At 71.1% G+C, this 26,161-nt stretch carries 28 protein-coding genes; 18 read left to right on the forward strand and 10 right to left on the reverse strand.

Annotated features, from left to right (window positions below):
• Nucleotides 1–27 precede the first annotated feature (27 nt).
• The 3 genes from secG to IEZ24_RS13480 all read left to right on the forward strand — a co-directional run bounded on the left by secG (nt 28) and on the right by IEZ24_RS13480 (nt 1,838).
• A complete protein-coding gene (gene secG, locus IEZ24_RS13470) occupies nt 28–267 on the forward strand; it encodes a preprotein translocase subunit SecG (RefSeq protein WP_129454447.1) in 240 nt (79 codons plus the stop codon).
• 34 nt (nt 268–301) lie between these two features.
• Nucleotides 302–661 (forward strand): RNA polymerase-binding protein RbpA, encoded by a 360-nt coding sequence (locus IEZ24_RS13475; RefSeq protein WP_129454445.1) that lies wholly within the window; start codon nt 302–304, stop codon nt 659–661.
• A 178-nt stretch (nt 662–839) separates the two neighbouring features.
• Nucleotides 840–1,838 carry a type IV toxin-antitoxin system AbiEi family antitoxin domain-containing protein gene (locus tag IEZ24_RS13480; protein WP_129454443.1) on the forward strand — a complete coding sequence of 333 codons (999 nt, stop codon included), beginning with the start codon at nt 840–842 and terminating at the stop codon, nt 1,836–1,838.
• A gap of 77 nt (nt 1,839–1,915) precedes the next feature.
• Here the strand turns inward: IEZ24_RS13480 and pgl are convergent, their stop codons facing one another.
• The 6 genes from pgl to tkt are packed head-to-tail and all read right to left on the reverse strand — an operon-like array spanning nt 1,916 to nt 10,037.
• On the reverse strand, nt 1,916–2,644 hold the full coding sequence (pgl, locus tag IEZ24_RS13485) for a 6-phosphogluconolactonase (protein WP_129454441.1): 729 nt from the start codon (nt 2,642–2,644) through the stop codon (nt 1,916–1,918).
• Nucleotides 2,641–3,552, reverse strand: coding sequence for a glucose-6-phosphate dehydrogenase assembly protein OpcA (locus IEZ24_RS13490; RefSeq protein WP_129454440.1), 912 nt, complete (start codon nt 3,550–3,552; stop codon nt 2,641–2,643). Before IEZ24_RS13490 ends, pgl begins: the two co-directional genes overlap by 4 nt.
• Entirely contained in the window at nt 3,552–5,075 is a 1,524-nt protein-coding gene (zwf, locus tag IEZ24_RS13495) for a glucose-6-phosphate dehydrogenase (RefSeq protein ID WP_129454439.1), read from the reverse strand. Before zwf ends, IEZ24_RS13490 begins: the two co-directional genes overlap by 1 nt.
• A complete protein-coding gene (gene pgi, locus IEZ24_RS13500; RefSeq protein WP_129454438.1) occupies nt 5,075–6,742 on the reverse strand; it encodes a glucose-6-phosphate isomerase in 1,668 nt (555 codons plus the stop codon). Before pgi ends, zwf begins: the two co-directional genes overlap by 1 nt.
• Complete coding sequence (gene tal / locus IEZ24_RS13505; protein WP_129454436.1) at nt 6,739–7,854, reverse strand: transaldolase; 1,116 nt, start codon at nt 7,852–7,854, stop codon at nt 6,739–6,741. The genes pgi and tal overlap by 4 nt, the downstream gene beginning before the upstream one ends.
• A 53-nt stretch (nt 7,855–7,907) precedes the next feature.
• The gene (gene tkt / locus IEZ24_RS13510) at nt 7,908–10,037 is read right to left on the reverse strand and encodes a transketolase (RefSeq protein ID WP_129454435.1); all 2,130 of its coding nucleotides are present in this window, start codon (nt 10,035–10,037) and stop codon (nt 7,908–7,910) included.
• Nucleotides 10,038–10,272: 235 nt separating this feature from the next.
• Here tkt and IEZ24_RS13515 point away from each other — a divergent pair, with 235 nt between their 5' ends.
• The gene (locus IEZ24_RS13515; RefSeq protein ID WP_129454433.1) at nt 10,273–11,238 is read left to right on the forward strand and encodes a heme o synthase; all 966 of its coding nucleotides are present in this window, start codon (nt 10,273–10,275) and stop codon (nt 11,236–11,238) included.
• 48 nt (nt 11,239–11,286) lie between these two features.
• Here the strand turns inward: IEZ24_RS13515 and IEZ24_RS13520 are convergent, their stop codons facing one another.
• The 3 genes from IEZ24_RS13520 to IEZ24_RS13530 all read right to left on the reverse strand — a co-directional run bounded on the left by IEZ24_RS13520 (nt 11,287) and on the right by IEZ24_RS13530 (nt 13,957).
• Nucleotides 11,287–12,216: a COX15/CtaA family protein gene (locus IEZ24_RS13520; RefSeq protein WP_224745304.1), complete on the reverse strand. Its 930-nt coding sequence runs from the start codon at nt 12,214–12,216 to the stop codon at nt 11,287–11,289.
• On the reverse strand, nt 12,216–12,950 hold the full coding sequence (locus IEZ24_RS13525) for an ABC transporter permease (RefSeq protein WP_129454583.1): 735 nt from the start codon (nt 12,948–12,950) through the stop codon (nt 12,216–12,218). Before IEZ24_RS13525 ends, IEZ24_RS13520 begins: the two co-directional genes overlap by 1 nt.
• Nucleotides 12,951–13,018: 68 nt before the next feature.
• A complete protein-coding gene (locus tag IEZ24_RS13530; RefSeq protein ID WP_129454430.1) occupies nt 13,019–13,957 on the reverse strand; it encodes an ABC transporter ATP-binding protein in 939 nt (312 codons plus the stop codon).
• A 63-nt stretch (nt 13,958–14,020) separates the two neighbouring features.
• Here IEZ24_RS13530 and IEZ24_RS13535 point away from each other — a divergent pair, with 63 nt between their 5' ends.
• From IEZ24_RS13535 to IEZ24_RS13580, 10 genes are all read left to right on the forward strand, one after another.
• A complete protein-coding gene (locus tag IEZ24_RS13535; RefSeq protein WP_129454428.1) occupies nt 14,021–15,019 on the forward strand; it encodes an ATP-binding cassette domain-containing protein in 999 nt (332 codons plus the stop codon).
• A complete protein-coding gene (locus IEZ24_RS13540) occupies nt 15,016–15,876 on the forward strand; it encodes an ABC transporter permease (RefSeq protein ID WP_129454427.1) in 861 nt (286 codons plus the stop codon). Before IEZ24_RS13535 ends, IEZ24_RS13540 begins: the two co-directional genes overlap by 4 nt.
• A 90-nt stretch (nt 15,877–15,966) precedes the next feature.
• On the forward strand, nt 15,967–16,659 hold the full coding sequence (locus IEZ24_RS13545) for a helix-turn-helix transcriptional regulator (RefSeq protein ID WP_129454425.1): 693 nt from the start codon (nt 15,967–15,969) through the stop codon (nt 16,657–16,659).
• The gene (gene sufB, locus IEZ24_RS13550; protein WP_129454423.1) at nt 16,656–18,074 is read left to right on the forward strand and encodes a Fe-S cluster assembly protein SufB; all 1,419 of its coding nucleotides are present in this window, start codon (nt 16,656–16,658) and stop codon (nt 18,072–18,074) included. Before IEZ24_RS13545 ends, sufB begins: the two co-directional genes overlap by 4 nt.
• A gap of 94 nt (nt 18,075–18,168) precedes the next feature.
• The gene (sufD, locus tag IEZ24_RS13555; RefSeq protein ID WP_129454422.1) at nt 18,169–19,392 is read left to right on the forward strand and encodes a Fe-S cluster assembly protein SufD; all 1,224 of its coding nucleotides are present in this window, start codon (nt 18,169–18,171) and stop codon (nt 19,390–19,392) included.
• The gene (locus tag IEZ24_RS13560) at nt 19,392–19,727 is read left to right on the forward strand and encodes a non-heme iron oxygenase ferredoxin subunit (RefSeq protein WP_129454420.1); all 336 of its coding nucleotides are present in this window, start codon (nt 19,392–19,394) and stop codon (nt 19,725–19,727) included. Before sufD ends, IEZ24_RS13560 begins: the two co-directional genes overlap by 1 nt.
• Nucleotides 19,724–20,485 (forward strand): Fe-S cluster assembly ATPase SufC, encoded by a 762-nt coding sequence (sufC, locus tag IEZ24_RS13565; RefSeq protein WP_129454418.1) that lies wholly within the window; start codon nt 19,724–19,726, stop codon nt 20,483–20,485. The genes IEZ24_RS13560 and sufC overlap by 4 nt, the downstream gene beginning before the upstream one ends.
• A 37-nt stretch (nt 20,486–20,522) precedes the next feature.
• Entirely contained in the window at nt 20,523–21,758 is a 1,236-nt protein-coding gene (locus tag IEZ24_RS13570) for an aminotransferase class V-fold PLP-dependent enzyme (protein WP_129454417.1), read from the forward strand.
• A gap of 1 nt (nt 21,759) precedes the next feature.
• Nucleotides 21,760–22,227 carry a Fe-S cluster assembly sulfur transfer protein SufU gene (gene sufU, locus IEZ24_RS13575; protein WP_129454415.1) on the forward strand — a complete coding sequence of 156 codons (468 nt, stop codon included), beginning with the start codon at nt 21,760–21,762 and terminating at the stop codon, nt 22,225–22,227.
• Nucleotides 22,224–22,607 carry a metal-sulfur cluster assembly factor gene (locus tag IEZ24_RS13580; RefSeq protein ID WP_129454413.1) on the forward strand — a complete coding sequence of 128 codons (384 nt, stop codon included), beginning with the start codon at nt 22,224–22,226 and terminating at the stop codon, nt 22,605–22,607. Before sufU ends, IEZ24_RS13580 begins: the two co-directional genes overlap by 4 nt.
• Before the next feature lie 48 nt (nt 22,608–22,655).
• On the opposite strand, the gene IEZ24_RS13585 is transcribed toward IEZ24_RS13580, so the two are convergent.
• Nucleotides 22,656–23,618 carry an SMP-30/gluconolactonase/LRE family protein gene (locus IEZ24_RS13585; protein WP_129454412.1) on the reverse strand — a complete coding sequence of 321 codons (963 nt, stop codon included), beginning with the start codon at nt 23,616–23,618 and terminating at the stop codon, nt 22,656–22,658.
• 131 nt (nt 23,619–23,749) lie between these two features.
• Here IEZ24_RS13585 and IEZ24_RS13590 point away from each other — a divergent pair, with 131 nt between their 5' ends.
• Genes IEZ24_RS13590 through IEZ24_RS13605 form a run of 4 tightly spaced genes read left to right on the forward strand, consistent with a single transcriptional unit; the run spans nt 23,750 to nt 26,149 of the window.
• The gene (locus IEZ24_RS13590; protein WP_207206760.1) at nt 23,750–24,532 is read left to right on the forward strand and encodes an aminoglycoside adenylyltransferase domain-containing protein; all 783 of its coding nucleotides are present in this window, start codon (nt 23,750–23,752) and stop codon (nt 24,530–24,532) included.
• Between the two features lie 29 nt (nt 24,533–24,561).
• A complete protein-coding gene (locus IEZ24_RS13595) occupies nt 24,562–24,948 on the forward strand; it encodes an ASCH domain-containing protein (RefSeq protein WP_129454410.1) in 387 nt (128 codons plus the stop codon).
• A gap of 35 nt (nt 24,949–24,983) precedes the next feature.
• On the forward strand, nt 24,984–25,529 hold the full coding sequence (locus tag IEZ24_RS13600; protein ID WP_129454408.1) for an NYN domain-containing protein: 546 nt from the start codon (nt 24,984–24,986) through the stop codon (nt 25,527–25,529).
• Between the two features lie 14 nt (nt 25,530–25,543).
• Entirely contained in the window at nt 25,544–26,149 is a 606-nt protein-coding gene (locus IEZ24_RS13605; protein ID WP_129454407.1) for an acVLRF1 family peptidyl-tRNA hydrolase, read from the forward strand.
• The last annotated feature ends 12 nt before the right edge of the window (nt 26,150–26,161 follow it).

Below are 26,161 nucleotides of genomic sequence, written 5' to 3' on the forward strand. Positions count from 1 at the left end.
CGCGAGACGTGACGTAGGCTTCCGACCGTGATTCTGCTCTTCACCATCCTGCTCGTCATCACGAGCGCGATTCAGATCCTGCTGGTCCTCCTCCACAAGGGGCGAGGTGGCGGCTTGTCCGACATGTTCGGCGGCGGCGTCTCCAGCAGCTTGGGGGGATCGTCGGTGGCTGAGCGCAACCTCGACCGCTTCACGGTCGGCGTCGGCGTCATCTGGTTTGCCTGCATCATCGCCTTGGGCCTTCTCATGGCCTACCAGGGCAACTGATAATCCCCCTGAGCGTTTCTGAGAAGGAGTCGTCATGGCTGGTGCTGGGAACGCGATCCGCGGTAGTCGGGTCGGAGCCGGTCCGATGGGCGAGGCCGAGCGCGGTGACGCCGCGCCGCGGCAGACGGTGACCTACTTCTGCAGCCACGACCACCGCTCGGTGGTCACGTTCGCCATCGAGGCGGCCGTGCCGGACTCGTGGGACTGCCCGAAGTGCGGGCTGCCCGCCAGCCTCGACAGCGAGAACCCGCCGCCGGCGCCGAAGATCGAGCCCTACAAGACGCACCTCGCCTACGTGAAGGAGCGTCGCAGCGAGACCGAGGCCGCCGACATCCTCGACGAGGCCGTCGCCCTGCTGCGCAGCCGCCGCAAGGCCGGCGAGATCATCTTCTGAGCGGGCACTCCCGGCCCCGCCACACGCGCTGAGCGGGCACTCCCGGCCCCGCCAGGCGCGCTGAGCGGGCACTCCCGGCCCCGCCACACGCGCTGAGCGGGCACTTGCGGCCCCGGTGGGCAGACGGCGCTGTGGATGACGGCCGACGCTCTCGTCATCGGCGCGGCATCGTGGGTGGATGCCCTCGAAGCCCTACTGGTGTCGCGATGTCGTGCTCCTCGACAGCGATGCACCGATTCCGACCGACCGCCCGTTCACCACGGCCCAGGCGCAGTCCGCCGGCGTACCAGCGCGGCTGCTGAGCGACCTCGTGGCTCGAGGACTGCTGCGTCCGTTGCTCCGCGGCGTTCACGTGGCCGTGCAAGTGCCTGACTCGCTGAGCCTGCGGGTGGACGCCGCAGCGCTGGTCGTCCCGCCGCACGTCGTGCTGGTGGACCGCACCGCTGCTTGGGTGCACGGAGTCGACGCGCTGCCTCGCAGCGCGATCCACCTCATGCCGTCCCTCGACCTCTTCAGCACCTCTGGGAGTCGCATGAGACGCAGCGGGATCTCGAGCGGAACCCGGAACCTGCTCGCACGCGACGTCGAGCAGGTGGGCACGCTCGCAGTCACGACCCCGCTACGCACGACGTGCGACCTGGGACGACTGCTCTGGAGGTACGACGCGCTGGCCGCCATCGACGGCTTCCTGCGGCTCGGCGTGGATCCGGCGGAGCTCCTGCACGAGATCGACCGGTTCAAGGGCTATCGCGGGGTGCGCCAGCTCCGGTTCCTCGCGCCGCTCGGCGATGACGGCGCCGAGTCACCTCCGGAGAGCGCCCTGCGCCTGCACTGGTACGAAGCCGAGATCCCGGCCCGCCCACAGACCCAGATCTGGGAGCACGACGACGCGGGCGTCCCCGTCTTCAGGATCGATCTGGGCGATCGAGAGGTGCGCTACGGGGCGGAGTTCTTCGGCGAAGCCTTCCACGGAGTCGACGCCGAGAAGCACGACGAGGCAAGGCTGGCGTGGCTCGCCGATGAGCGCTGGTGGTCGATGGACGTCTTCACCAAGGCGGACGTCTACGGCAATGAGCTCGCCGCGTCGGACCGCCTGAGCCGTGGCTTCGAGAAGGCGCGTGCTTCGCTGGGCACGAGGGAGAAGCGCCACATCGACCTCGCACGCCGGGCGTCGTGAAGGAAGTGCCCGGTCGGCGCGCCTGGCGGGGAAGGAAGTGCCCGGTCGGCGTCTCTGGTGGGGACGGAAGTGCCCGGTCAGGGGAGGGCCGAGGCGGCAGCCTCGTCGAGCCACCAGACGGTCTCGTCACCGCGTACGCCGCGGGCGGGCGTCTCGGCCACGGAGCCGTCGTCGGCCAGGGCGCGGGCGACGGCCTCCGCCTTGCCCTCCCCGCTCGCGATGAACCAGACGGCGCGACAGCGTTCCATCGCCTCGAAGGTGAGGCTCACGCGGTCCGGTGGCGGCTTGGGGGAGTCGTGCACGGCGACGGCGATCGCGTCGCGGGCGTCGAGCGCGGGATGGTCCGGGAACAGCGAGGCGCAGTGGCCGTCGGGACCGATGCCGAGCATCAGCACCTCGAAGAAGCCGGCGCCGTGCTCGCGCAGGGCCGTGCTGTACGCCTTGGCCGCGTCCTCGGCCGTCGCGACCTGGTCGCTGGCGGGCACCTCGTGGACGTTGGCCGGGTCGACGGAGACGTGGTCGAGCAGGGCCGCGCGCGCCTGCCCGGCGTTGCGGTCGGGGGAGTCGGCCGGGACGAACCGCTCGTCGCCCCACCAGAACCTCACGCGTGACCAGTCCACCGACGAGTCCACGGCCCGCCGTGCCAGCTCGCGGTGGAGCTCCTCGGCGATCGAGCCGCCGGTGAGCCCGATGTCGGGGGTCTCCCCGCGCGCCTGCGCGGCCTCGATCCGGTCGAGCAGCGCCGATGCGACGTCGCCGACCAGGACGTCGGCGTCGTCGTGACGCCGGACCTCCGGGGCGTTCACTTCGCGCTCCTGAGCTTGACGAGCCGCGCGGCGACGTGGGCGTACACGTCGTCCTCGTCGAGGCGGCGCAGCTCCTCGGAGAGCAGTGCGGGGACCTCGCGCCGTTTCAGTGCGACCGGTCGGTCCGGCCGGTGGGGCGAGGAGAACGTGGCCAGTCGCCCGTCGGCGCGCGAGATCCGGATGGCGCCTTCCTTGGTGTCCATGCTGACCTCCGTGATGCCGGGTCCGTCCGAGGTGCCCCGGGTCACGTCGACCTTGAGGCGGTCGGTGAGCCAGGCGACGAGCAGGTCGGCGCTCGGGCTCACCCGCTCGGCGACGACGCGCGCGCCGGTGACCTTGAGGGGGTGCTGGTCGAGTGCGGCGGCCAGCAGCGCACGCCACGGCGTGAGCCGGGTCCAGCTCAGGTCGGTGTTGCCCGGAGCGTAGGTCTGGCACTGGTTGAGCATCGCCGTGGCCTTCCCGCGCGACACGGCGGCGGAGTCGGTGATGCGACGCTGCGCGAGCGCGCCGAGCGGATCTGCGGCCGGGTCGGCGGGCGCCGCGGTGGGCCACCAGATCGCGACGGGTGAGTCGGGCAGCAGCAGGGGCAGCACGACGGACTCGGCGTGCTTGACCACCTCGCCCTTGAGCCGGATGAGCGCTGTCTCGCCGCCCCACCCGTCGCCGCTGCCGACCTGCGCGTTGACCTGCGCGGCCCCGCGGGCGTCGCCGAGGATCACGCCGAGCACGCGGGAGGGGTGCTCGCGCGAGGCGCGCTTGGCTGCGGCCATCGCCTCGGCGGCGTCGTCCTCCGGGGCGACGATGATGAGCGTCATCACCATCCCCATCGCGGGGCTGCCGGCGCGGGTGCGCGCCTGGACGAACTCCGCGGCGATCTTCGACGAGTTGGTGTCGGTGAGCTCGATCATCAGGGCCTCCTCCACGTGCGGCCGTCGCGGGCCAGCATCTTGTCCGCCGACGCGGGTCCCCACGTGCCGGAGTCGTACGCCTCGGGCTTGCCCTTCCTGGCCCAGTGCTCGATCACCGGGTCGAGGATCTTCCAGGACAGCTCGACCTCCTCGTGGCGCGGGAACAGCGGCGGGTCGCCGAGCAGCACGTCGAGGATGAGCCGCTCGTACGCCTCGGCGCTGGCCTCGGTGAAGGAGCCGCCGTAGGCGAAGTCCATGTTGACGTCGCGGATCTCCATCGCGGTGCCGGGCACCTTCGAGCCGAACCGCATGGTCATGCCCTCGTCGGGCTGGACCCGGATGACGAGCGCGTTCTGGGTCAGGTCCTCGGTCGAGGTCTGGCTGAACGGCAGGTGCGGCGCGCGCTTGAAGACGACGGCCACCTCGGTGACGCGACGACCGAGCCGCTTGCCGGTGCGGAGGTAGAACGGCACGCCAGCCCAGCGGCGGGTCTCGACGTGCACGGTGATGGCGGCGAAGGTCTCGGTGGTGGAGGTCTTCTTGATGCCGTCCTCCTCGAGGAACCCGTTGACCTTCTCGCCACCTGCCCAGCCGGCGGTGTACTGGCCGCGGGCGGTGGTGGTGTCGAGTCGCGGCGGCAGCGTGGTCGAGGCGAGGACCTTCTGCTTCTCGATGCGCAGGCTCTCGGCGTCGAAGGAGATGGGCTCCTCCATCGCCACGAGCGCCATCAGCTGGAGGAGGTGGTTCTGGATGACGTCGCGCGCCGCGCCGATGCCGTCGTAGTAGCCGGCGCGGCCGCCGATGCCGATGTCCTCGGCCATCGTGATCTGCACGTGGTCCACGTAGTTGGCGTTCCAGATCGGCTCGAACATGTTGTTGGCGAACCGCATGGCGAGGATGTTCTGGACGGTCTCCTTGCCGAGGTAGTGGTCGATGCGGAAGACCGAGCCCGAGGGGAAGACCCCGGCGAGGGTCTCGTTGAGCTCGCGCGCCGACTCGAGGTCGTGGCCGAAGGGCTTCTCCACGACGACGCGGCGCCACTGGTCGGGACCGGGGTCGGCGAGCCCGTGCTCCTTGAGCTGGCCGACGACCGTGCCGAAGAAGGACGGCGGGATCGCGAGGTAGAAGGCCATGTTGCCGCCGGTGCCGCGCAGCTGGTCGAGCTCTTCGACGGTGCGGCGCAGCTGCTCGAAGGCGGCGTCGTCGTCGAAGTCGCCCGAGACGAAGCGGAAGCCCTCGGAGAGCTGGCGCCACACCTCCTCGCGGAAGGGCGTACGGGCGTGCTGCTTCACCGCGTCGTGCACGATCTGCGCGAAGTCCTGGTCGGCCCAGTCGCGGCGGGCGAAGCCCACCAGGCTGAACCCGGGCGGCAGCAGGCCGCGGTTGGCCAGGTCGTAGATGGCCGGCATGACCTTCTTGCGCGACAGGTCGCCGGTCACGCCGAACAGCACCATCCCGCAGGGGCCGGCGATGCGGGGCAGGCGGCGGTCCTGGGGGTCCCGCAGCGGGTTGGTGTGAGCCATCAGCCTCGGTTCTCCTGGTAGTAGGCGATGAGGGACTGCGTCGAGGGATCCTGCTCGGCAGCGACCGCGGCGTCGCCCGACACGGCCGGTCCGAGCTGCTGGGCGAGCTGCTTGCCGAGCTCGACGCCCCACTGGTCGAAGCTGTCGATGCCCCAGACCGCCCCCTGGACGAAGGTGATGTGCTCGTAGAGCGCGACCAGCTGGCCGAGCACCGAGGGGGTGAGGGCTGGCGCCATGATCGAGGTCGTGGGCCGGTTGCCGGGGAAGGTCCGGGCGGACACCAGCTCCTCCGCGACCCCCTCGGCCCGTACCTCGTCGGCCGTCCTGCCGAACGCCAGTGCCTTGGTCTGGGCGAAGAAGTTGGCCAGGAACAGCTCGTGCACGTCGATGCTCTGCCCGTCGGGACCGGTGTCCGTGAGGGCGTACGCCGGCCGCGCGAAGGCGATGAAGTCAGCGGGGACCAGCCGGGTGCCCTGGTGGATCAGCTGGTAGAACGCGTGCTGCCCGTTGGTGCCGGGCTCTCCCCAGAACACCTCGCCGGTGTCGTGGTCGACGGGGGTGCCGTCCCAGCGCACGCTCTTGCCGTTGGACTCCATGGTGAGCTGCTGGAGGTAGGCCGGGAAGCGGTGCAGCAGCTGCGCGTAGGGCAGGACCGCGTGGGTGTGGGCGCCGAGGAAGTTGGTGTACCAGACGTTGAGCAGGCCCATCCTGAGCGGCACGTTGGCGGCGGCCGGCGCGGTGCGGAAGTGCTCGTCCATCGCGTGGAAGCCGCCGAGCATGTCGCCGAAGTGCTCCGGGCCGATCGCCACCATCAGGGACAGGCCGATCGCGGAGTCCATCGAGTAGCGGCCGCCGACCCAGTCCCAGAAGCCGAAGGCGTTCTCGGGGTCGATCCCGAAGTCGGCGACCTTGTCGAGCGCCGTCGAGACCGCCACGAAGTGCTGTGCGACCGCTGCCTCGGGGTCGGCGCCGTCGGGGAGCCGGTCGAGCAGCCACGCCCGGCACAGCCGCGCGTTGGTCAGCGTCTCGAGCGTGCCGAAGGTCTTGCTGGAGACGATGAAGAGCGTCGTCTCGGGGTCGAGGCCGGACAGCGTCTGCCCGGCGTCGGTCGGGTCGATGTTGCTGATGAACCGGCAGGTCAGGCCCTCCTGCCGGTAGGGCTCGAGCGCCTCGTAGGCCATGACGGGGCCGAGGTCGGAGCCGCCGATGCCGATGTTGACGATCGTCTCGATCCGCCGGCCGGTGACGCCGGTCCACCCACCCGACCGCACACGGTCCGCGAAGGCGTACGCCCGAGCGAGCACCTCGTGCACCTCGGGCACGACGTCCTGCCCGTCGACGGTGAGCGATGCGTCCGCGGGCAGCCGCAGCGCCGTGTGCAGCACGGCGCGGTCCTCGGTGACGTTGATCCGCTCGCCGGAGAACATCGCCTGCCGCCGCCCGGCGAGGTCGACCTCGTCGGCCAGGGCGAGCAGCGCCTCCTCGACCGCGTCGTCGACGAGGTTCTTGGACAGGTCGACGTGCAGGTCGCCCGCGAGCAGCGTGTGCTTCTCGACCCACGACGTGGTCAGGGTCCCGCGGAGGTCCGCCTCGTAGGCGTCGGCGAGCCCGGCGAGCCGGGCCCACGCCGCGGTCGTGGTCGGGTCGACCGGCTCGCCGGCGCTCATGCCCGCGCGGCCTCGAGCGACGCGGCCAGCGTCGTCTGGAGCTCGTCCCACGCGACGACGAACTTCTCGACGCCCTCCTTGATGAGCACCGCGATCACGTCGTCGTAGTCGATGCCGGCCTCGGCCAGCGCCTGCATGTGGGCGGCCGCGTCGTCGTAGTAGGGACGGACCCGGTCTCCACGCACCTCGCCGTGGTCGGCGACCGCCTCGAGCGTCTTCTCGGGCATGGTGTTGACGGTGTTCTCGACGACCAGGTCCACGACGTACATCGTGTCGTCGTAGTCGGGGTTCTTGACGCCGGTCGAGGCCCACAGCGGACGTTGCCTGCGCGCGCCCTTGGCCTCGAGCGCCTCCCAGCGCTCACCGCTGAAGAACTCCTCGTACATCTGGAAGGCGAGCCGCGCGTTGGCGACGCCGGCCTTGCCGCGCAGGGCCGGGTCCGTGCCGGGGCCCTCGGTCGTCGCCTCCAGCCGCTTGTCGATCTCGGTGTCGACGCGCGAGACGAAGAACGAGGCGACCGAGTGGATGTCGGCGAGGTCGTGGCCGTTGTCGGCGGCCTGCTCGAGGCCGGAGACGTACGCCTCCATCACGTTGCGGTACTGCTCGAGGCCGAAGATCAGGGTGACGTTGACCGAGATGCCGGCGGCGATGGTCTCGGTGATCGCGGGCCAGCCCTCCTCGGTGCCCGGGATCTTGATCATCACGTTGGGCTCGCCGACGGTCTTGTAGAGCTCGGCGGCCTCGGCCACGGTCTGCTCGGTGTGGTGCGCCAGGCCGGGGGAGACCTCGATCGAGACGCGGCCGTCGACGCCGTCGGTGGCGTCGAAGACCGGTCGCATGACCTTGCAGGCCTCGCGCACGTCGTCGGTGGTGATCACGAGCGTGGCGCGGTCGACGTCGGCGCCGTCGGCCGCGAGATCGCGGACCTGGGCGTCGTAGCGCTCGCCGTCGGCCAGCGCGGTCTGGAAGATCGACGGGTTGGACGTGACGCCCACGACGCTGCTGGTCTCCACGAGGTCGGCGAGGTTGCCGGTCTCGAGGCGCTCGCGGGACAGGTCGTCGAGCCAGATGGACACCCCGGCGTCGGCCAGGGCCTTGAGGCGGTCGTTCATGCGGTTCCTCCCGTGGATGGGGTCCGTGGATGGGTCTGGACGGTCGGGATCGGTCAGGCGTTGACGACGGCGACGCTGTCGCGCGCGGCGTCGGCGACGGCCTGGGCGGTGATGCCGAACTCGGTGTAGATCCGGGCGTAGTCGGCCGACGCGCCGTAGTGCTCGATCGAGATGATCCGGCCGTTGTCGCCGACGACCTCGCGCCAGCCCTGCTTGACGCCGGCCTCGACGGACACGCGCGACTTCACCGTGGGCGGCAGGACGGTGTCGCGGTAGGACTCGTCCTGCTCCTCGAACCACTCCAGGCAGGGCATCGACACCACGCGGGCGTCGATCCCGTCCTCGGCGAGCAGCGCCCGCGCCTCGACGGCGAGCTGGACCTCCGAGCCGGTGCCGATGAGGATCACGTCGGGCGTGCCCTTGTCGGCGTCGAGCAGCACGTAGGCGCCGCGGGCCACGCCCTCGGTCGAGCCCCACTCGAGTCCGGTGTCGGAGTCGGTGCCGCGCGGGAAGACCGGGACGTTCTGTCGGGTCAACGCCAGGGCGGCCGGCGAGTCGGTGCGGCTCAGGATGGTCCGCCAGGCGGCGACGGTCTCGTTGGCGTCCGCCGGGCGTACGACGTCGAGGCCGGGCATGGCACGCAGCGCCGCCAGGTGCTCGATCGGCTGGTGCGTCGGGCCGTCCTCGCCGAGGCCGATGGAGTCGTGGGTCCACACGTAGGTGACCGGCAGCTTGCTCAGCGCGGCGACGCGCACCGAGCCGCGCATGTAGTCGGAGAACGTGAGGAAGGTGCCGCCGAAGACACGGGTGAGCCGGTCGGCCGCGATGCCGTTCATGATCGCGCCCATGCCGTGCTCGCGGATGCCGAAGTGGAGGACACGACCGGCGTACGGGTCGGTGCTCCACTCGCCGATCTCGGCGACCTCCGGACCGACGGACGGGGCGCTGGTGATCGTCGTGTTGTTGGAGCCGGCGAGGTCGGCGGAGCCGCCCCACAGCTCGGGCAGCACCGGCGCGATCGCGTTGATCACCTTGCCGGAGGCCGAGCGGGTGGCGACGCCCTTGGCGTCGGCGGGGAAGGTCGGCAGCGCCTCGTCGAGGCCGACGGGCATCTCCCGGCGCTTGAGCCGGTGCAGCAGCTCGGCGGACTCCGGGTGCGCCTCGGCCCAGGCGGCGTACTTCTCGTCCCACTCCGCGCCCCACGCGGAGCCGCGCTCGCGCAGCCCGCGGGTGTGCTCGAGCACGCCCGGCGGGACCTCGAAGGTCTGGTCGGGGTCGAAGCCGAGGATCTTCTTGGTGGCGGCGACCTCGTCGGCGCCGAGCGCGCTGCCGTGGGCCGCCTCGGTGCCCTGGGCGTTGGGGGCGGGCCAGGCGATGACCGTGTCGAGGACGATCAGCGAGGGCTTGTCGCTCACGCCGTGGGCCTTGCGGATGGCGGAGTAGAGGGCCGGCACGTCCTCGACGTACTCGGTGCCGCCGTTGGTCCAGTCGACCGTCTGGACGTGCCAGCCGTACGCCTCGTAGCGGGCGGCGACGTCCTCGGTGAAGGCGATGTCGGTGTCGCCCTCGATCGAGATCTGGTTGCGGTCGTAGATGACGGTGAGGTTGCCGAGCTTCTGGGTGCCGGCGATCGAGCTCGCCTCGGAGCTGACGCCCTCCTGCAGGTCACCGTCGGAGGCCAGGACGTAGACCTGGTGGTCGAAGAGGCCCTCGCCGGGAGCGGCGTCCGTGTCCAGCATGCCGTGGACGCGTCGGCCCGAGAGGGCCATGCCGACGGCGTTGCCCACGCCCTGGCCCAGCGGGCCCGTGGTCACCTCGACACCGGCGGTGTGGCCGAGCTCGGGGTGGCCGGGGGTCTTGGAGCCCCAGGTGCGCAGCGCCTTGAGGTCGTCGAGCTCGAGGCCGAAGCCGCCGAGGTAGAGCTGGATGTAGAGGGTGATGCTGGAGTGGCCGCAGGACAGCACGAACCGGTCGCGTGCGACCCACTCGGGGTCGGCCGGGTCGTGCCGCATGACCTTCTGGAACAGCAGGTAGGCCGCCGGGGCGAGGCTCATCGCCGTGCCGGGGTGGCCGTTGCCGACCTTCTGGACCGCGTCCATCGCGAGGACCCGGGCGGTGTCGACCGCGCGCTCGTCGACGTCGTCCCACTCGAGCGTGGCGGGCAGGGCGGACTTCTCGGTCAACGCGGTTCCTCTCGGGTGGAATGCAGGTGCAGGTCCGGTGCGGACCCGGTGGTGACGGGGGTGCAGCCCAGATCACAGGGGTCCGGGCTGCCTCGACTGCGAGCCTATCGCCGTGGCCGAGTAGACTCGACCCCGCCCGAGGGTCGTCCCGGACGCTGGTCGACACGGTTGTCGATGCCCCTCGGTGCCCCGTTGTCCGCGTTCCATCCGCCCACGTCCCCTGAGGTCTGCCACCGTGTCCCACGCCGGTCCGAACGCAGCTGCGTCCGCCCGGCCGTCGAGCGGTGACGACGGCGAGGCAGAGGGCCCCAAGACCTGGCGCGACGTCGTCGCCGCCTACGTGGGGCTGACCAAGCCGCGCGTGATCGAGCTGTTGCTGCTGACCACGGTGCCGGTGATGTTCTATGCCGCCCGCGGCGTGCCCGACCTGGCCACGGTCGTGTGGACCGTGCTCGGTGGCACCTTCTCCGCGGGCTCCGCGTCGGTCTTCAACTGTGTCTACGACCGCGACATCGACGAGCAGATGCGCCGGACCCGGCGTCGGGCGCTCCCGCGGCACATCGTCTCCCCGCGCGCCGCGCTGGTCTTCGGGTTCGTGCTGGGGGTCCTGTCGACCGTGATCCTCTGGGCGGGGGTCAACACGCTGTCGGCCGTGCTGTCGGTGACCGCGATCGCGTTCTACGTCTTCGTCTACACGATGCTGCTCAAGCGGCGCACGACGCAGAACATCGTGTGGGGCGGGATCGCGGGCTGCTTCCCGACCCTCATCGGCTGGACCGCCGTCACCGGCTCGCTCGCGTGGACGCCGGTGGTGCTCTTCATGGTGGTGTTCTTCTGGACGCCGCCGCACACGTGGGCGCTGGCCCTGCGCTACCGCGAGGACTACCGCAACGTCGACGTCCCGATGCTCCCGGTGGTCAAGCCCGCCCGCGAGGTCGGCCGGCAGGTCGTCGTCTACAGCTGGGTGATGGTGGCGACCTCGCTGCTGCTCTGGCCGGTCGCGGACACGAGCCTGGTCTACCCGGTGGCAGCCGCGGCGCTGGGCGCGGTCTTCCTCCTCGAGGCGCACCGGATGTGGTCGCGCACCAAGACGTCCGAGGCCCTCGGCGAGATCAACCCGATGCGGCTCTTCCACGCCTCGAACCTCTACCTGTCCCTGCTGTTCGTCGCCGTCGCGCTGGACCCGCTGCTCGGCCGCTAGCCGTACTGATCGGTCGCCAGACCCGCAGCCGAGAGCCGGGCCGGAGCGTCAGGCCGGGCGGGTCGCAGCGTGGGGCTGCGGCCCGCCGTCGGCCACCGCCTCGCGGTCGGCGCGGTGGGGGAGGACCGCCAGCGCGACGCGGGCCAGGCCTGCGGCCAGCAGTGCGGCTCCGAGCATGTGCAGCGCCACCAGGGCGACGGGCAGGTCCAGCCAGTACTGCGCCCATCCGAGCGCGCCTTGCAGGACCTCGACGAGGAGCACCAGCCCGGTCACCCGGGCCAGCCACTGGTGCCCGCCGCGCACCGCCACGACCAGCAGGGCCACCGTCAGCGCGATCAGCACGTAGACCGAGACGGCGTGCACCTGGGACACCGTCGCCGGGTCGAGGCCGTTGCGCGGTGCCTCGGTGTCGCCGGCGTGCGGCCCGGCACCGGTCACCACGGTGCCGAGGTAGAGCGCGACCCAGCCCGCGGCCAGTGTCGCCCACGCCAGCGCCCGGGGCAGCGGGGGAGCGGCTGCCCGGTCGGGGCTGCGCAGCTCGTCGAGGAGCGCCACGCACACCATGACCATGGCCATCGACAGCAGGAAGTGGCCGGCGACGATCCAGGGGTTGAGGTCGGTCAGCACGGTGATGCCGCCGATCACCGCCTGGAGCGGGATGCCGAGCCCGATGACGAGCGAGAGCCTGGTCGCGCGGCGGTGCATCGCGCCCAGCGCGGCCAGGAAGCACAGGAGCGCGACCGCCGCCAGCACGAACGTGAGCAGCCGGTTGCCGAACTCGATGGCGCCGTGGAGGCCCAGCTCCCCGTGCGCGACGTACGACTCGTCGGTGCAACGCGGCCAGGTCGGGCAGCCGAGCCCCGACCCGGTCAGGCGGACGGCCCCGCCCGTGACGACGATGCCGATGTTGGCGAGCAGGTTGGCGATCGCCAGGGGCCAGAGGTACGGCGCGAGGCGGTCGAGGATGGCGTGTCTCATCATTCCCACTTGAAGGTCCGTGCGGTCAGCACCGTGCCGAGTCCCGCCCAGGCGGCGAGCACGAGCAGCGACCGGGCGTCGATCTGTCCGTCCACGAGCGCGCCCCGCATCGCCTCGCCCAGGGCGCCGGACGGCAGCCACTCGACCAGCCCGCCCGCGGCACCGTAGGTGCTGGTCGGCAGCACGATGCCGCCGCCGGCCATGAGCAGGAGGTAGACCAGGTTGGCGAGCGCCAGCGTCGCCTCGGCGCGCAGCACCCCCGCGACGAACAGTCCGAGCGCGGCGAACGCCGCCGTGCCCAGGCCCACCGCGAGGACCAGGCCGAGCACCGTACGGACGGGGTGCGTGAGCGTGGGCTCCCAGCCCAGGAGGAGCCCGACGACGACCAGCACGACGAGCTGCAGGGCGACGACTATGAGCAGGGCCAGCGCCTTGCCCAGCAGCAGGCCGTGCCGCGGCAGCGGCGAGGCGCCGAGGAGCTTGATGACGCCGTAGCGTCGCTCGAACCCCGTGGCGATGGCCACCGACGTGAACGCCGTCGACATCACGGCGAGGGCCAGCACGCCGGGCGTGAGGACGTCGACCGCTGCGGCGCCGCCGAGGGTGCTGCCCAGGCGGCCGGCCGCGACGACGCCGCCCACGAGCACGATGACGGGGATGACGAGGGCGAGCAGGAGCTGCTCGCCGTTGCGCAGCATCAGCCGCGCCTCCATCCGTGCCTGCGCGAGCACCATCCGGGCCAGCGGTGCGCTGCCGGGTGCGGGCGCGAAGGTGGTCGGGCTCGGGCTCGTGGGGAGCGGGTTCACGGCGCCAGCTCCCGACCGGTCAGCTCGAGGAAGACGTCCTCGAGGGTGCGCTGGCCCAGGTTCAGTGTCTGCGGGAGCACGCCGTGCTCCTCGCACCAGCGGGACACCCGCCCCAGCGTCGTGGCGTCGGCGGGCCCGTGGATGAGCATGCTGACCTCGTCGAGCTGGCGTACCTCGGTCAGCGGACCGAGCTCGGCACGCAGGGACTCGGGGGCACCGTCGGGGAAGGGGCGGTTGACGACGAGCCGGATGGTGGCCGAGCGACCACCCCGGGTCAGCTCGGCGGGCGTGCCGCTCGCGATGGCCGTGCCGTGGTCGATGATGTGGATGCGGTCGGCGAGGTGCTCGGCCTCCTCCATGTGGTGGGTGGTCAGCACGACGGTCACCCCGTCGCCCCGGATCTCCTCCAGCAGCTCCCACGTCGTGCGGCGGGCCTGCGGGTCCATGCCGGCGGTCGGCTCGTCCACGAACACCAGCTCGGGGCGCCCGACGAGGGCCACGGCCAGCCCCAGCCGCTGGCGCTGCCCACCGGACAGCCGCCGGTAGGGCGTACGGCCGCAGTCGCCGAGGCCGAGCCGATCGACGAGCATCGCGGTGTCGAGCGGGTGGGCGTGCAGCGCGGCCATGTGCTCCAGCATCTCCACGGCGCGTACGCCGCTCCAGGCGCCGCCGTCCTGCAGCATCACCCCGATGCGGGGGAGCAGGGCGGTGCGGTCGCGCTGGGGGTCCAGGCCCAGCACGCGGACCGTGCCGCGCTGCGGCGCGCGGTAGCCCTCGCAGGTCTCGAGCGTGGTCGTCTTGCCGGCGCCGTTGGGGCCGAGGACCGCCGTGATCGAGCCGCGCGCCACGTCGAGGGAGAGACCGTCGACGGCGACCTTGTCGCCGTAGGCCATCACCAGGCCGTCGATCTCGACGGCGGGGGAGGCGTGTGGCACGCACCGATTCTAGGTGCGACATATTGACGAGCGGCTGTCGGTCCCCGCGGCTAGCGTGGACGCATGACGCGAGCTGCAGCAATCGAGGCCGACGGCCTCGTCAAGCACTTCGGCGAGACGGTCGCGGTCGACGGGGTGTCCTTCTCGGTCCCGGAGGGCTCGGTCCTCGGCCTCCTCGGCCCCAACGGCGCCGGCAAGACCACCACGGTACGGATGATGACCACGCTGACCAGGCCCACCGCGGGCACCGGGCGGGTCGCCGGGCACGACATCGTGGCCGACCCGGCGGCGGTGCGGCGCAGCATGGGACTGACCGGTCAGGCGGCGACGGTCGACGAGCTGCTGACCGGCCGGGAGAACCTCCGCCTCATCGGCAGGCTCTACGGTCTCGATCCCGGCTACATCAAGCGCGCGAGTGACGAGCTGCTCGAGAGGTTCTCCCTCGCCGACGCCGGTGACCGCACGGCCAAGACCTACTCCGGCGGCATGCGGCGCCGCCTCGACCTGGCGGTCAGCCTGATCGCCACGCCCCCGGTGCTGTTCCTCGACGAGCCGACCACGGGCCTCGACCCGCGCTCGCGCGTCGAGCTCTGGGAGGTGCTGCGCGAGCTCGTCGCCGACGGCACCACCCTGCTGCTGACCACGCAATACCTGGAGGAGGCCGACCAGCTCGCCGACAACATCGTGGTGATCGACCGCGGCACGGTCATCGCGGAGGGCACCCCGCTCCAGCTCAAGGACCAGTCCGGGGCCGCGGCGCTGGTGGTGACCGTGTCGCACGCGGCGGACCTCGCGGCGGCCGAGGAGCTGCTGCGCCCCTACGTGCGCGAGGTCCACGTCGACGCCGGCGCCCGCCAGCTGACCGCCCCGGCCGAGGGGCTGGGACACATGACCCGCGTCGCCGGGCTCTTCGACCAGAGCGAGATCGTGCTGGACGACATCGGGCTCAAGCGACCGAGCCTCGACGACGTCTTCCTCCACCTCACCGGCCACCGGGCCGAGGAGCGGACCGACGACACCGACGAGACAGCCGGCGAGCCGGCAGGGGAGATGACCCGATGACCAGCCCCACGACCGACCCGACGACCCACGCGACGAGCACGCTGGAGCGACCCGAGATCCGCACCACCGGTCTGCTCACCCAGTCCTGGGCCATCGCGCGACGCAACTTCCTCCACATCAGGCGCATGCCCGAGATGCTGATGGACGTCACCATCCAGCCGGTGATGTTCGTGCTGCTCTTCGCCTACGTGTTCGGCTCGTCGATCGACGTCGCCACCCCCGCCGGTTATCGGGCCTTCCTGCTCGCCGGGATCATGGCGCAGACCGTGGCGTTCGCGTCCTTCATCGTCGCGGTCGGGCTCACCGCCGACCTCGACAAGGGCATCGTCGACCGGATGCGATCGCTGCCGATCAACCCCGCCGCGGTGCTCGTCGGGCGCAGCATCTCCAGCCTGGCCCACTCCTCGATCGGCCTCGTGGTCATGTCGCTGACCGGCCTGGTCATCGGCTGGCGGATCCACACCAACGTCTTCGAGGCCGCGCTCGGCTACCTCCTGCTCCTGGGCTGGGGCTTCGCGATGATCTGGGTCGGCATCTGGGTCGGGTCGGCCATGCGGTCGGTCGAGGCCGTCAACGGCGTCATGTTCGCCACGATGTTCCCCATCACGTTCCTGGCCAACACGTTCGCGCCCACCGACCGCATGCCCACCTTCCTGCGGTTCGTCGCCGAGTGGAACCCGATCTCGTCGCTGACCCAGGCGGTCCGCGAGCTGTGGGGCAACGACCAGCCGCTGGCCGAGGGGGCGGCGTTCCCGATGCACCACCCGATCCCGTTCACGATCGGCTGGATCATCCTGATCACCGCCGTGGTGGCGCCGCTCGCGATCCGCACGTTCCGCGCCCGTACGGCCGACTGAGCGCGTCCCGAGGCTGCATCTGGGCGGGCTCCGGGTGACTTAGGTGACCCTTGCTTGAAGGGTGGACCGCAATAACGTCACACTGGCGTTGTGGAATTCACCAGGACGGCTGCGACCCTCGACGGGGACGCGCCCACGCGCGACCGCGTGGCGCGCACGATCCTGGAGAACGGCCCGTCCACCGCCGCCGACCTGGCGCGCCGCCTCGACCTGACGCCGGCCGCCGTACGCCGCCACCTCGACCACCTCCTCGCCGAGGGCGTCGTGGAGTCGCGCGAGCAGAAGGTCTACGGCACCCGGGGCCGCGGGCGACCCGCCAAGGTGTTCGCGCTCACCGAGGCCGGGCGTGACAGCTTCGACCAGCAGTACGACGACCTCGCCGTGCAGGCCCTGCGCTTCCTGGCCGAGACCCAGGGCGAGGACGCCGTCGTGGAGTTCGCCCGCCGCCGGGTCGCGTTCGTCGAGCGTGACTACGCCGCCGTGCTGGCCCTCGACCCCGACCTGAGCCCGGCCGAGGCGCTGGCGAAGGTCTTCACCCAGAACGGCTACGCCGCATCGGTGCGCGAGCTCGCTCCCGCGACCGGCGTGAGCGTGCCGCAGCTGTGCCAGCAGCACTGCCCCGTCTCCCACGTCGCCCACGAGTTCCCGCAGCTCTGCGAGGCCGAGACCGAGGCCATCGGCGCGGTGCTCGGCACCCACGTCCAGCGACTGGCGACCATCGCCCACGGCGACGGCGTCTGCACGACCTGCATCCCCCAGACCCCGAAGAAGGAGAAGGCATGACCTCCATCGAAGAACTCAACCCGGAGCTCAAGGGCATCGGCAAGTACGAGTTCGGCTGGTCCGACTCCGACACCGCGGGCGCCACCGCCACGCGCGGCCTCAACGAGGACGTCGTGCGCGACATCTCCTCCAAGAAGTCCGAGCCGCAGTGGATGCTCGACCTGCGCCTGAAGGGCCTCAAGCTCTTCCACCGCAAGCCGATGCCGACCTGGGGCTCCGACCTGTCGACGATCGACTTCGACAACATCAAGTACTTCGTCCGCTCCAGCGAGAAGCAGGCCACCTCGTGGGAGGACCTGCCCGAGGACATCAAGAACACCTACGACAAGCTCGGCATCCCCGAGGCGGAGAAGCAGCGCCTCGTCGCCGGCGTCGCCGCCCAGTACGAGTCCGAGGTCGTCTACCACTCGATCCGCGAGGACCTCGAGGAGAAGGGCGTCATCTTCGTCGACACCGACACCGCGCTGAAGGAGCACGAAGAGCTCTTCAAGGAGTACTTCGGCACCGTCATCCCGGTCGGTGACAACAAGTTCGCCGCGCTCAACACCTCGGTGTGGTCGGGCGGCTCGTTCATCTACGTGCCCAAGGGCGTCCACGTCGACATCCCGCTCCAGGCCTACTTCCGGATCAACACCGAGAACATGGGCCAGTTCGAGCGCACGCTGATCATCGTCGACGAGGACGCCTACGTGCACTACGTCGAGGGCTGCACCGCGCCGATCTACTCGTCGGACTCGCTGCACTCCGCGGTCGTGGAGATCATCGTCAAGAAGGGCGGCCGCTGCCGCTACACGACCATCCAGAACTGGTCCAACAACGTCTACAACCTCGTCACCAAGCGCGCCACCTGCGACGCCGGCGCGACCATGGAGTGGGTGGACGGCAACATCGGCTCCAAGGTCACGATGAAGTACCCCGCCATCTACCTCATGGGCGAGCACGCCAAGGGCGAGACCCTGTCGATCGCGTTCGCCGGCGAGGGCCAGCACCAGGACGCCGGCGCCAAGATGGTGCACGCGGCGCCGCACACCTCCAGCTCGATCCTGAGCAAGTCGGTGGCGCGCGGTGGTGGCCGTACGTCCTACCGCGGCCTGATCCAGGTCAACGAGGGCGCACACGGCTCCAAGTCCAACGTGCTGTGCGACGCGCTGCTGGTCGACCAGATCAGCCGCAGCGACACCTACCCCTACGTCGACATCCGTGAGGACGACGTGTCGATGGGCCACGAGGCCAGCGTCTCGAAGGTCTCCGACGACCAGCTCTTCTACCTCATGTCGCGCGGCATGGAGCAGGACGAGGCGATGGCGATGATCGTGCGCGGCTTCGTCGAGCCGATCGCCAAGGAGCTGCCGATGGAGTACGCCCTCGAGCTCAACCGCCTGATCGAGCTCCAGATGGAAGGGGCCGTGGGCTGATGATCCGGTGCGCACCGCGACGTCGCGAAGCGGCGTCAAGGAGCGCACCGGAAGACATCACCGCCTGTAGCCGCGCCGATAAGAAGGAAGTGCCTTGACCGTCACCACCGATTCAGTCCGCTCCGCGCTGGAGCAGACCTCCGAGCTCGACCGGGTGGAGAGCCACCTGCACCCGGCCGGCTCGTTCGACGTCGCCGACCACGAGGTCCCGACCGGCCGCGAGGAGATCTGGCGCTTCACGCCGCTCAAGCGGCTCAAGGGCCTCCACGCGGACGCCCCGCTCGACGGCCGCAACACGAAGGCCACCTGGAACGCCCCTGATGGGGTGCGCGTGGACGTCGTCACCGGCGACGAGGCGACCGACCTGCGGGGCGTGAGCGGCTGGGCGCCCAACACGCGCTTCACCGCGCGCGTCCTCGCCGAGGTCCGGGCGACCCTTCTCGTCGACGTCCCGGCCGACGTCGAGGCCGGTGAGCCGATCGTGATCGACGTCGAGGGCACCGACGCCGACGTCACCAGCGGCGCCCACGTGGTGCTGCGATTCGGTCGCCACAGCAAGGCCGTTGTCGTCCTCAACCACACGGGCTCCGCCGCGGTGTCCGCGGTCGTCGAGGTCGTCGTCGGTGACGGGGCAGAGGCGAGCGTGGTGTCGATCCAGGACTGGGCCGACGACGCCGTCCACCTCTCGCACCACCAGGCGCGGATCGGTCGCGACGCGACCTACAAGCACGCCGCCATCTCCTTCGGCGGCGACCTGGTCCGGATGGACGCCAACGTCACCTACGACGGCCCGGGCGGCTCCGCCGAGCTCCTCGGCCTCTACTTCGCCGACGCCGGGCAGCACATCGAGCACCGGATCTTCGCCGACCACACCGCCCCGCGCACCAAGTCGCACGCCGTCTACAAGGGCGCGCTCCAGGGCGAGAAGGCGCACACCGTCTGGGTCGGCAACGTGCTGATCCGCAAGGTCGCCGAGGGCATCGAGACCTACGAGGAGAACCGCAACCTCGTCCTCACCGACGGCTGCCAGGCCGACTCGATCCCCAACCTCGAGATCGAGACCGGCGAGATCGAGGGCGCCGGCCACGCCTCGGCGACCGCGCGCTTCGACGACAACCAGCTGTTCTACCTCCAGTCGCGCGGCATCTCCGAGCAGGAGGCGCAGCGCCTGGTCGTGCACGGCTTCTTCAACGACCTGATCCGCCAGGTCGGCGTGCCGTCCATCGAGCAGCGGCTGCTGACCACGGTCGAGGCCGAGCTCGCCAAGAACGTCCTCAAGGACATCGGCTCGCTCGCCGCCTTCGGGTCGGACGACTGATGGCCTTCGAGCGCGCGTGCGCGCTGGACGAGGTCGCGACCGACCAGGCCCTGGCGGTCACCCTCGGCCGCTACGACATCGCCATCGCCCGCGACGGCGACGAGGTCTTCGCGGTCGAGGACACCTGCAGCCACGCCGAGGTCGCCCTCAGCGAGGGTGAGGTCGCCGACTGCCAGATCGAGTGCTGGCTGCACGGCTCGATGTTCGACCTGCGCACCGGCAAGCCCACCAACCTCCCGGCGACCGAGCCGGTCGCCACCTTCCCCGTCGACGTACGCGGCACCGACGTCTACGTCGACACCGAGACCACCCTGAACGGAGTCACCCCCGCATGAGCAAGCTCGTCATCACCGACCTCCACGTCACCGTCGAGACCGAGGACGGCCCCAAGGAGATCCTCAAGGGCGTCACCCTCACCATCAACGAGGGCGAGACCCACGCCATCATGGGCCCCAACGGCTCCGGCAAGTCGACGCTCGCCTACTCCATCGCCGGTCACCCCAAGTACACGATCACCAGCGGCTCGGTGACCCTCGACGGCCAGGACGTGCTCGCGCTGTCCGTCGACGAGCGCGCCCGCGCCGGCCTGTTCCTCGCGATGCAGTACCCCGTCGAGGTCCCCGGCGTCTCGGTGTCGAACTTCCTGCGTACGGCCAAGACCGCCATCGACGGCGAGGCGCCCAAGCTCCGCACGTGGGTGAAGGACGTCAACGGCGCCCTCGAGCGGCTCAACCTCGACCCGAGCTTCGGAACCCGGAGCGTCAACGAGGGCTTCTCCGGCGGCGAGAAGAAGCGCCACGAGATCGCCCAGCTCGAGCTGCTCGACCCCAAGGTCGCGGTGCTCGACGAGACCGACTCCGGCCTCGACATCGACGCGCTCAAGATCGTGTCCGACGGCGTCAACCGGTTCCGGCAGCGCGAGGGCAAGGGCGTCCTGCTCATCACCCACTACACGCGCATCCTGCGCTACATCGAGCCCGACTTCGTCCACGTGTTCGTCGACGGCAGGGTCGCCGAGTCCGGTGGCAAGGAGCTCGCCGACCAGCTCGAGGCCGAGGGCTACGACAAGTACCTCAAGGCCGTTCAGGCCTGACCTGCCGCCCACACTGCACCCGGAGAGGAGGACCACGATGGAAGGACTGCTTCCGGATCTCGACGTGATCCGCAAGGACTTCCCGATCCTCGAGCGCACGCTCGCGGGCGGAGTGCCGCTGGTCTACCTCGACAGCGCAAACACCTCGCAGAAGCCGCAGGTCGTCATCGACACGATGGTCGACCACCTCGAGCGGCACAACGCCAACATCGCCCGGGCGATGCACCAGCTCGGCGCGGAGTCGACCGAGGCCTACGAGGCGGCGCGCGACCACGTGACGGCCTTCCTCAACGCGCCGTCGCGCAACGAGGTCGTCTTCACCAAGAACGCCACCGAGGCGCTCAACCTGCTGGCCCGCACGATCGAGCTCTCGCCCGGTGACAACGTGGTGATCACGGAGATGGAGCACCACTCCAACATCGTGTCGTGGCAGCTCGCGTGCGAGCGGGCCGGCGCCGAGCTGCGCTGGTTCGGCCTGACCGACGACGGCCACCTCGACCTCTCGAACGCCGACCAGCTGGTCGACGAGAACACCAAGGTGCTCGCCTTCACCTGGGTCTCCAACATGCTCGGCACGATCAACCCGGTCGCCGACCTGTGCGCCCGTGCGAAGGCCGTCGGGGCGTACTCCGTCATCGACGCCTCGCAGGCCGCGCCCCAGCTGCCCGTCGACGTCCAGGCCGTCGACTGCGACTTCCTGGTCTTCACCGGCCACAAGGTCTGCGGTCCGACCGGCATCGGCGTGCTGTGGGGCCGTGAGTCGCTCCTCAACGAGCTGCCGCCGTTCCACGGCGGGGGCGAGATGATCGAGACCGTCACCATGGCCCGCTCGACGTACGCCAGGGCGCCGCACCGCTTCGAGGCCGGCACCCCGCCGATCGTCGAGGCCGTCGGCCTCGGCGCTGCGGTCGACTACCTCCGCCACGTCGGGCTGGACGCGATCCACCGCCACGAGCAGGCGATCACGGCGTACGCCCTCGAGGGCCTGCAGTCCGTGCCGGGCGTGACCGTGCTGGGCCCGCTCGACGCGGCGCAGCGCGGCGGCGCGATCTCCTTCGAGCTCGACGGCGTGCACCCGCACGACATCGCCCAGGTGCTGGACTCGCGCGGCGTCGCGGTCCGGGCGGGACACCACTGCGCCAAGCCGGCGCACGCCCGTTTCGGCGTGCAGAGCTCGACGCGGATGTCGTCCTACCTCTACACGACGCCCGCCGAGATCGACGCGCTCGTGGAGGGCCTTCACCACACCCGCAGCTACTTCAAGGTGGGATGAGATGAGCACCGATCTCGACGCGCTCTACCAGGAGATCATCCTGGACCACTACAAGAACCCGCACCACAAGGGGCTGCGCGACCCCTTCGAGTCCGAGGTGCACCACGTCAACCCGACGTGCGGCGACGAGGTGACCCTCCGGGTGCACCTGTCCGACGGTGCCGACGGCCCCGTGGTCGAGGACGTGTCCTACGACAGCGTCGGCTGCTCCATCTCGCAGGCGTCGGCGTCCGTGCTGACCGACCTCGTGATCGGCAAGCCGGTGGACGAGGCCATGACCATCCACCAGACCTTCCTCGAGCTCATGCAGGGCAAGGGGCAGGTCGAGCCCGACGAGGACGTCCTCGAGGACGGGATCGCCTTCGCCGGCGTCGCCAAGTTCCCTGCGCGCGTGAAGTGCGCGCTCCTCTCCTGGATGGCGTGGAAGGACGCGACCACCCAGGCCCAGACTGAAGGAGAGACCGCATGAGCGAGCCCCAGAAGGCCGACCACTCCGACCTGCCCGAGGTCCCCGAGGCCGCCCCCGGCGCCGGTACGTCCACCGTGACCGTCGAGGACGTCACCGAGGCGATGAAGGACGTCGTCGACCCCGAGCTCGGGATCAACGTCGTCGACCTGGGCCTGGTCTACGACGTCCACCTCGACGAGCACAGCAACGCCGTGCTCGACATGACGCTCACCTCCGCGGCATGCCCGCTGACCGACGTGATCACCGACCAGACCGAGTCGGCCCTCGAGGGCCTGGTCGGCGACGTCGCGATCAACTGGGTCTGGATGCCGCCGTGGGGTCCGGACAAGATCACCGAGGACGGCCGCGAGCAGCTGCGCGCCCTCGGCTTCAACGTCTGAGGTCGGGCACGCGCGCAGCGCGCGACGGTCGGGTCGACACCTCCGGGCTCAGCTCCCGGCCTTCGCCCGCACCCTGGTCACCCAGTAGTCGGTGGTCGGGGTCGCCGGCGTGGTGAAGCGCGCGTTGGGCAGGTAGAGGTGCGAGCCGAACTTCGCGACCGTGGTCGGCACGTCGAAGGACGTCGACGCGGGCAGGTCGCCGGCGGTGATCGTCCGGACCAGGCGTCCGGTGAGGCCGGAGCGCGAGAGGCGCAGCACGGCGACCTCGTTGATGCGGTTGCGCACGACGTAGAGGGTGCGGCCGTGGCGGAGCATGCCGTCGCCCATCGTCAGCGACGCCCCGCCGAGGTCGACCTGCGTGGCCTCGCCGGTGGCCGGGTCGACGCGGTAGAGCAGCCCGGTCGTGGAGTTCACCACCAGCAGCGCGCGGCCGGTCGGCGTGGTGCTGATGCCGTTGGCGCCGAACCCCGTGCCCTGTACCCACTCGCCCGTCAGGGGCAGCGTGGTGGTGGCCGTCCCGGGCTCACCGCCCGCCCCGCGGTCGACGCGGTAGAGCTGGGGCTGTGAGGAGTCGGTGAACCACGCCGCGGTGCGCGTCAGGACCACGTCGTTGACGAAGCTGGCGCCGGTCGTGAGGGTCCGGTCGGCCAGCACGGCGCCGGTCTCGGTGTCGATGATCCGGGCGGTGCCGGAGCTGCCACCGGCGACGTAGAGGCGACCCTGCCGGTCGGACTTCATCCCCACCGAGGGGGTGCCGGGCCCCTCGCTGATGACGGTGCCCTCGCCGGTGCGCAGCGAGACCTCGTAGATGTCGCCGTCGGCCCGGGACCCGAACCACGCCGTCGGTCCCGGGCCGAGGGCGATCCCCTCCGGCTGGAAGCCGTCCGGCAGCTCGATGCGGTCGGGGAAGGTGCCGGTGGGTGCAGCGGTCACACCGCTGGCGGTCGGGACGACCGGAGACAGGGCGACACCGAGGGCGGCGGCGGTGCAGGTGAGGACGAGGCGACGCATGTGGACCTCCGGTTGGGTGGGGGGACCTTCGACCGTAGCCCGCGGACCCCAGCCGGACCAGCGGCGCGGGACCGGTGCGCACGCCCCGATAATCCGTGGCGTCCGGGCGCGTACGGGCGCACACTCCAACCGTGCTGAACCCCCACCCGACGCGTTACGCCGAGCTCAACGGCGTGCTGCACGACCTCGTCACCGGCGCGCAGTCCGCCCTGGGCGAGTCGTTCGTCGGGGCGTACCTCCAGGGCTCCTTCGCACTCGGCGCGGGGGACCGGCACAGCGACTGCGACTTCCTCGTCGTCGTCCGCGAGCGACCCGACGCCGGGCAGGAGGCGGCGCTCCGCGAGCTGCACGCGGAGCTGCCCCAGCGTCCCGGCTTCTGGAACCGTCACCTCGAGGGGTCGTACGCCGTCGCGGGGGACCTGCGTACGCCGGACGGGCTCGGCCGCCAGTGGCTCTACGTCGACCACGGGTCGGACCGGCTCGAGTGGTCGGAGCACTGCAACCAGCCCTGGACGCGATGGATCCTGCGCGAGCACGGGATCACCCTCGTCGGTCCGTGCGCCGTCGAGGTCGTGGCCCCGGTGCCGGACGACGTGCTCCGGGAGAGCGCGCGCGCGGGGCTGGCGACGCTGGCCCACGACGTCCTCGACTGGTGTCCGCCCGCCGTCGCGTGGTGCCAGCGCTACCTCGTGGTGCAGGCGGCGCGCAGCCTCTACACGGTGCGCACCGGCGAGGTGGCCAGCAAGCGGGACGCGCTGCGCTGGGCGATGATGCACGGCGACCCCGGGTGGCGCCCGCTGCTGCAGCAGGTGCTCGCCGACCGCGACCTCGGCCTCGACCCGCTGGCCCCGCCGCGGCCCGGCTCGATGGAGGCGGCGCGCGAGTTCGCGGCGTACGTCGCGGCCGTGGCCTAGTCCGACCGGCAGGTCGATAGGCTGCGGCCATGGAGGAGCCCGAGGTCGACCTGTCCCTGATCGCGTTCGACCACGAGGAGCTCCGGGTCTTCTGGGACCTCGCCCGGTTCCACGCCAAGCTCAACGCGGCGCCGACCTACTTCGGCCCCACGACGCTCGAGTCCGTGCCGCCCCCCGCGTGGGCCTACGGCGAGACGCCAGAGGAGTCCGACGCGTTCGTCGCGCAGGTCCTCGCCGACGAGAAGGGGAGCACCACGGCGGCCGAGGCCGACTACGCCGGCGAGCTCCCGCAGAGCGGCGTGCTCTCGATCCTCTGCGACGGGTCGGGCGTCCCGCGGGCGCTCGTCGAGGTGACCGAGGTGGACGTGGCCGGCGACGAGGTCGTCGAGTCCTTCAAGGTCGTCTACCAGGCCTGACGGCCGGCCCGCGGCCGGTGTGGGAGAGTCCTCGCATGGCCGAGCGGATGACCTACCTCCTCGTCGACGGGGAGAACATCGACGCCACCCTGGGCACCTCGATCCTGGGCCGGCGCCCCCGCCCGGAGGAGCGCCCGCGTTGGGACCGGCTGCTCGAGTGGGCGGAGCGGGCCTTCGACCAGGACGTCACGGGCCTGTTCTTCCTGGCCGCGACCACCGAGCTGCCGACGAGCTTCGTCCAGGCCCTGCTGGCGATCGGCTTCAAGCCCATCCCGCTGAGCGGCGAGGGCAAGATCGTCGACATCGCGATCCAGCGCACGGCCGAGGCGCTCGTCCACCGCGATGCCGACGTGGTGCTCGTCAGCCATGACGGCGACTTCGTGGAGCAGGTCTCCGCCCTCTGCGACGGCAGTCGTCAGGTCGGCGTCATCGGGTTCACCGAGTTCGTCAACTCGCAGTTCCGCAACCTGCCGGGCCTGCGGATCTTCGACCTCGAGTACGACCTCGGCGCCTTCAACTCCGCGCTGCCGCGCACCCGGGTCATCCCGATCGACGAGTTCGACCCGCTCGACTTCCTCTGAGGACCTCCGTCACCGTGCCCCACGTCCTGGTCCCCGTCGCGCGCTGGGAGCGCTGGGTGGCCAACTTCACCACCGGTCACGGCGGCGCCACGCTGTCGGTGGCCGACGGCGCCCTGCGCGGGGAGGCCGCGGACGGCTCGCACTTCACCGCCCGACTGCCCTTCGGGGCGTCGTACGCCGGGGAGCCCGAGGCGGCAGCGTTCGCGACCGCGGCGGTCGCGCCGGGGGAGTGGGGAGTGCTCCTGGTGCGCAAGGGCGGGTTCGCCGTGGCGCGGCTGCGGGGCACGGACCTCGTCGAGCACAAGGTCGGCCAGCGGCACGTGCAGGGCCGCACCAAGGCCGGCGGCCAGAGCCAGCAGCGGTTCGCGCGGCGCCGCGACAACCAGGCGCGCCAGGCCTACGAGGCCGCCGCCGACCACGCCGCCCGGATCCTGGGCGCGGTGCCGGTCGTCTCCACCGGGGGCGACCACGCAGCGGTCGACGCGGTGCTGGCCGATCCGCGCCTCACCGGTCTCACGGTGGTCGAGCCGTGGCTGGCCGTGCCCGACCCGCGCCGCGCGGTGCTGGACGCGGCGATCGCCGACACGCAGGCGCTCCGCGTCGATGTCGTCAACGCCTGAGGTCGGCTAGGT

Origin of the sequence: Nocardioides ganghwensis (assembly GCF_014779655.1) — a bacterium.
In the GTDB taxonomy this organism is placed as follows: domain Bacteria; phylum Actinomycetota; class Actinomycetes; order Propionibacteriales; family Nocardioidaceae; genus Nocardioides; species Nocardioides ganghwensis.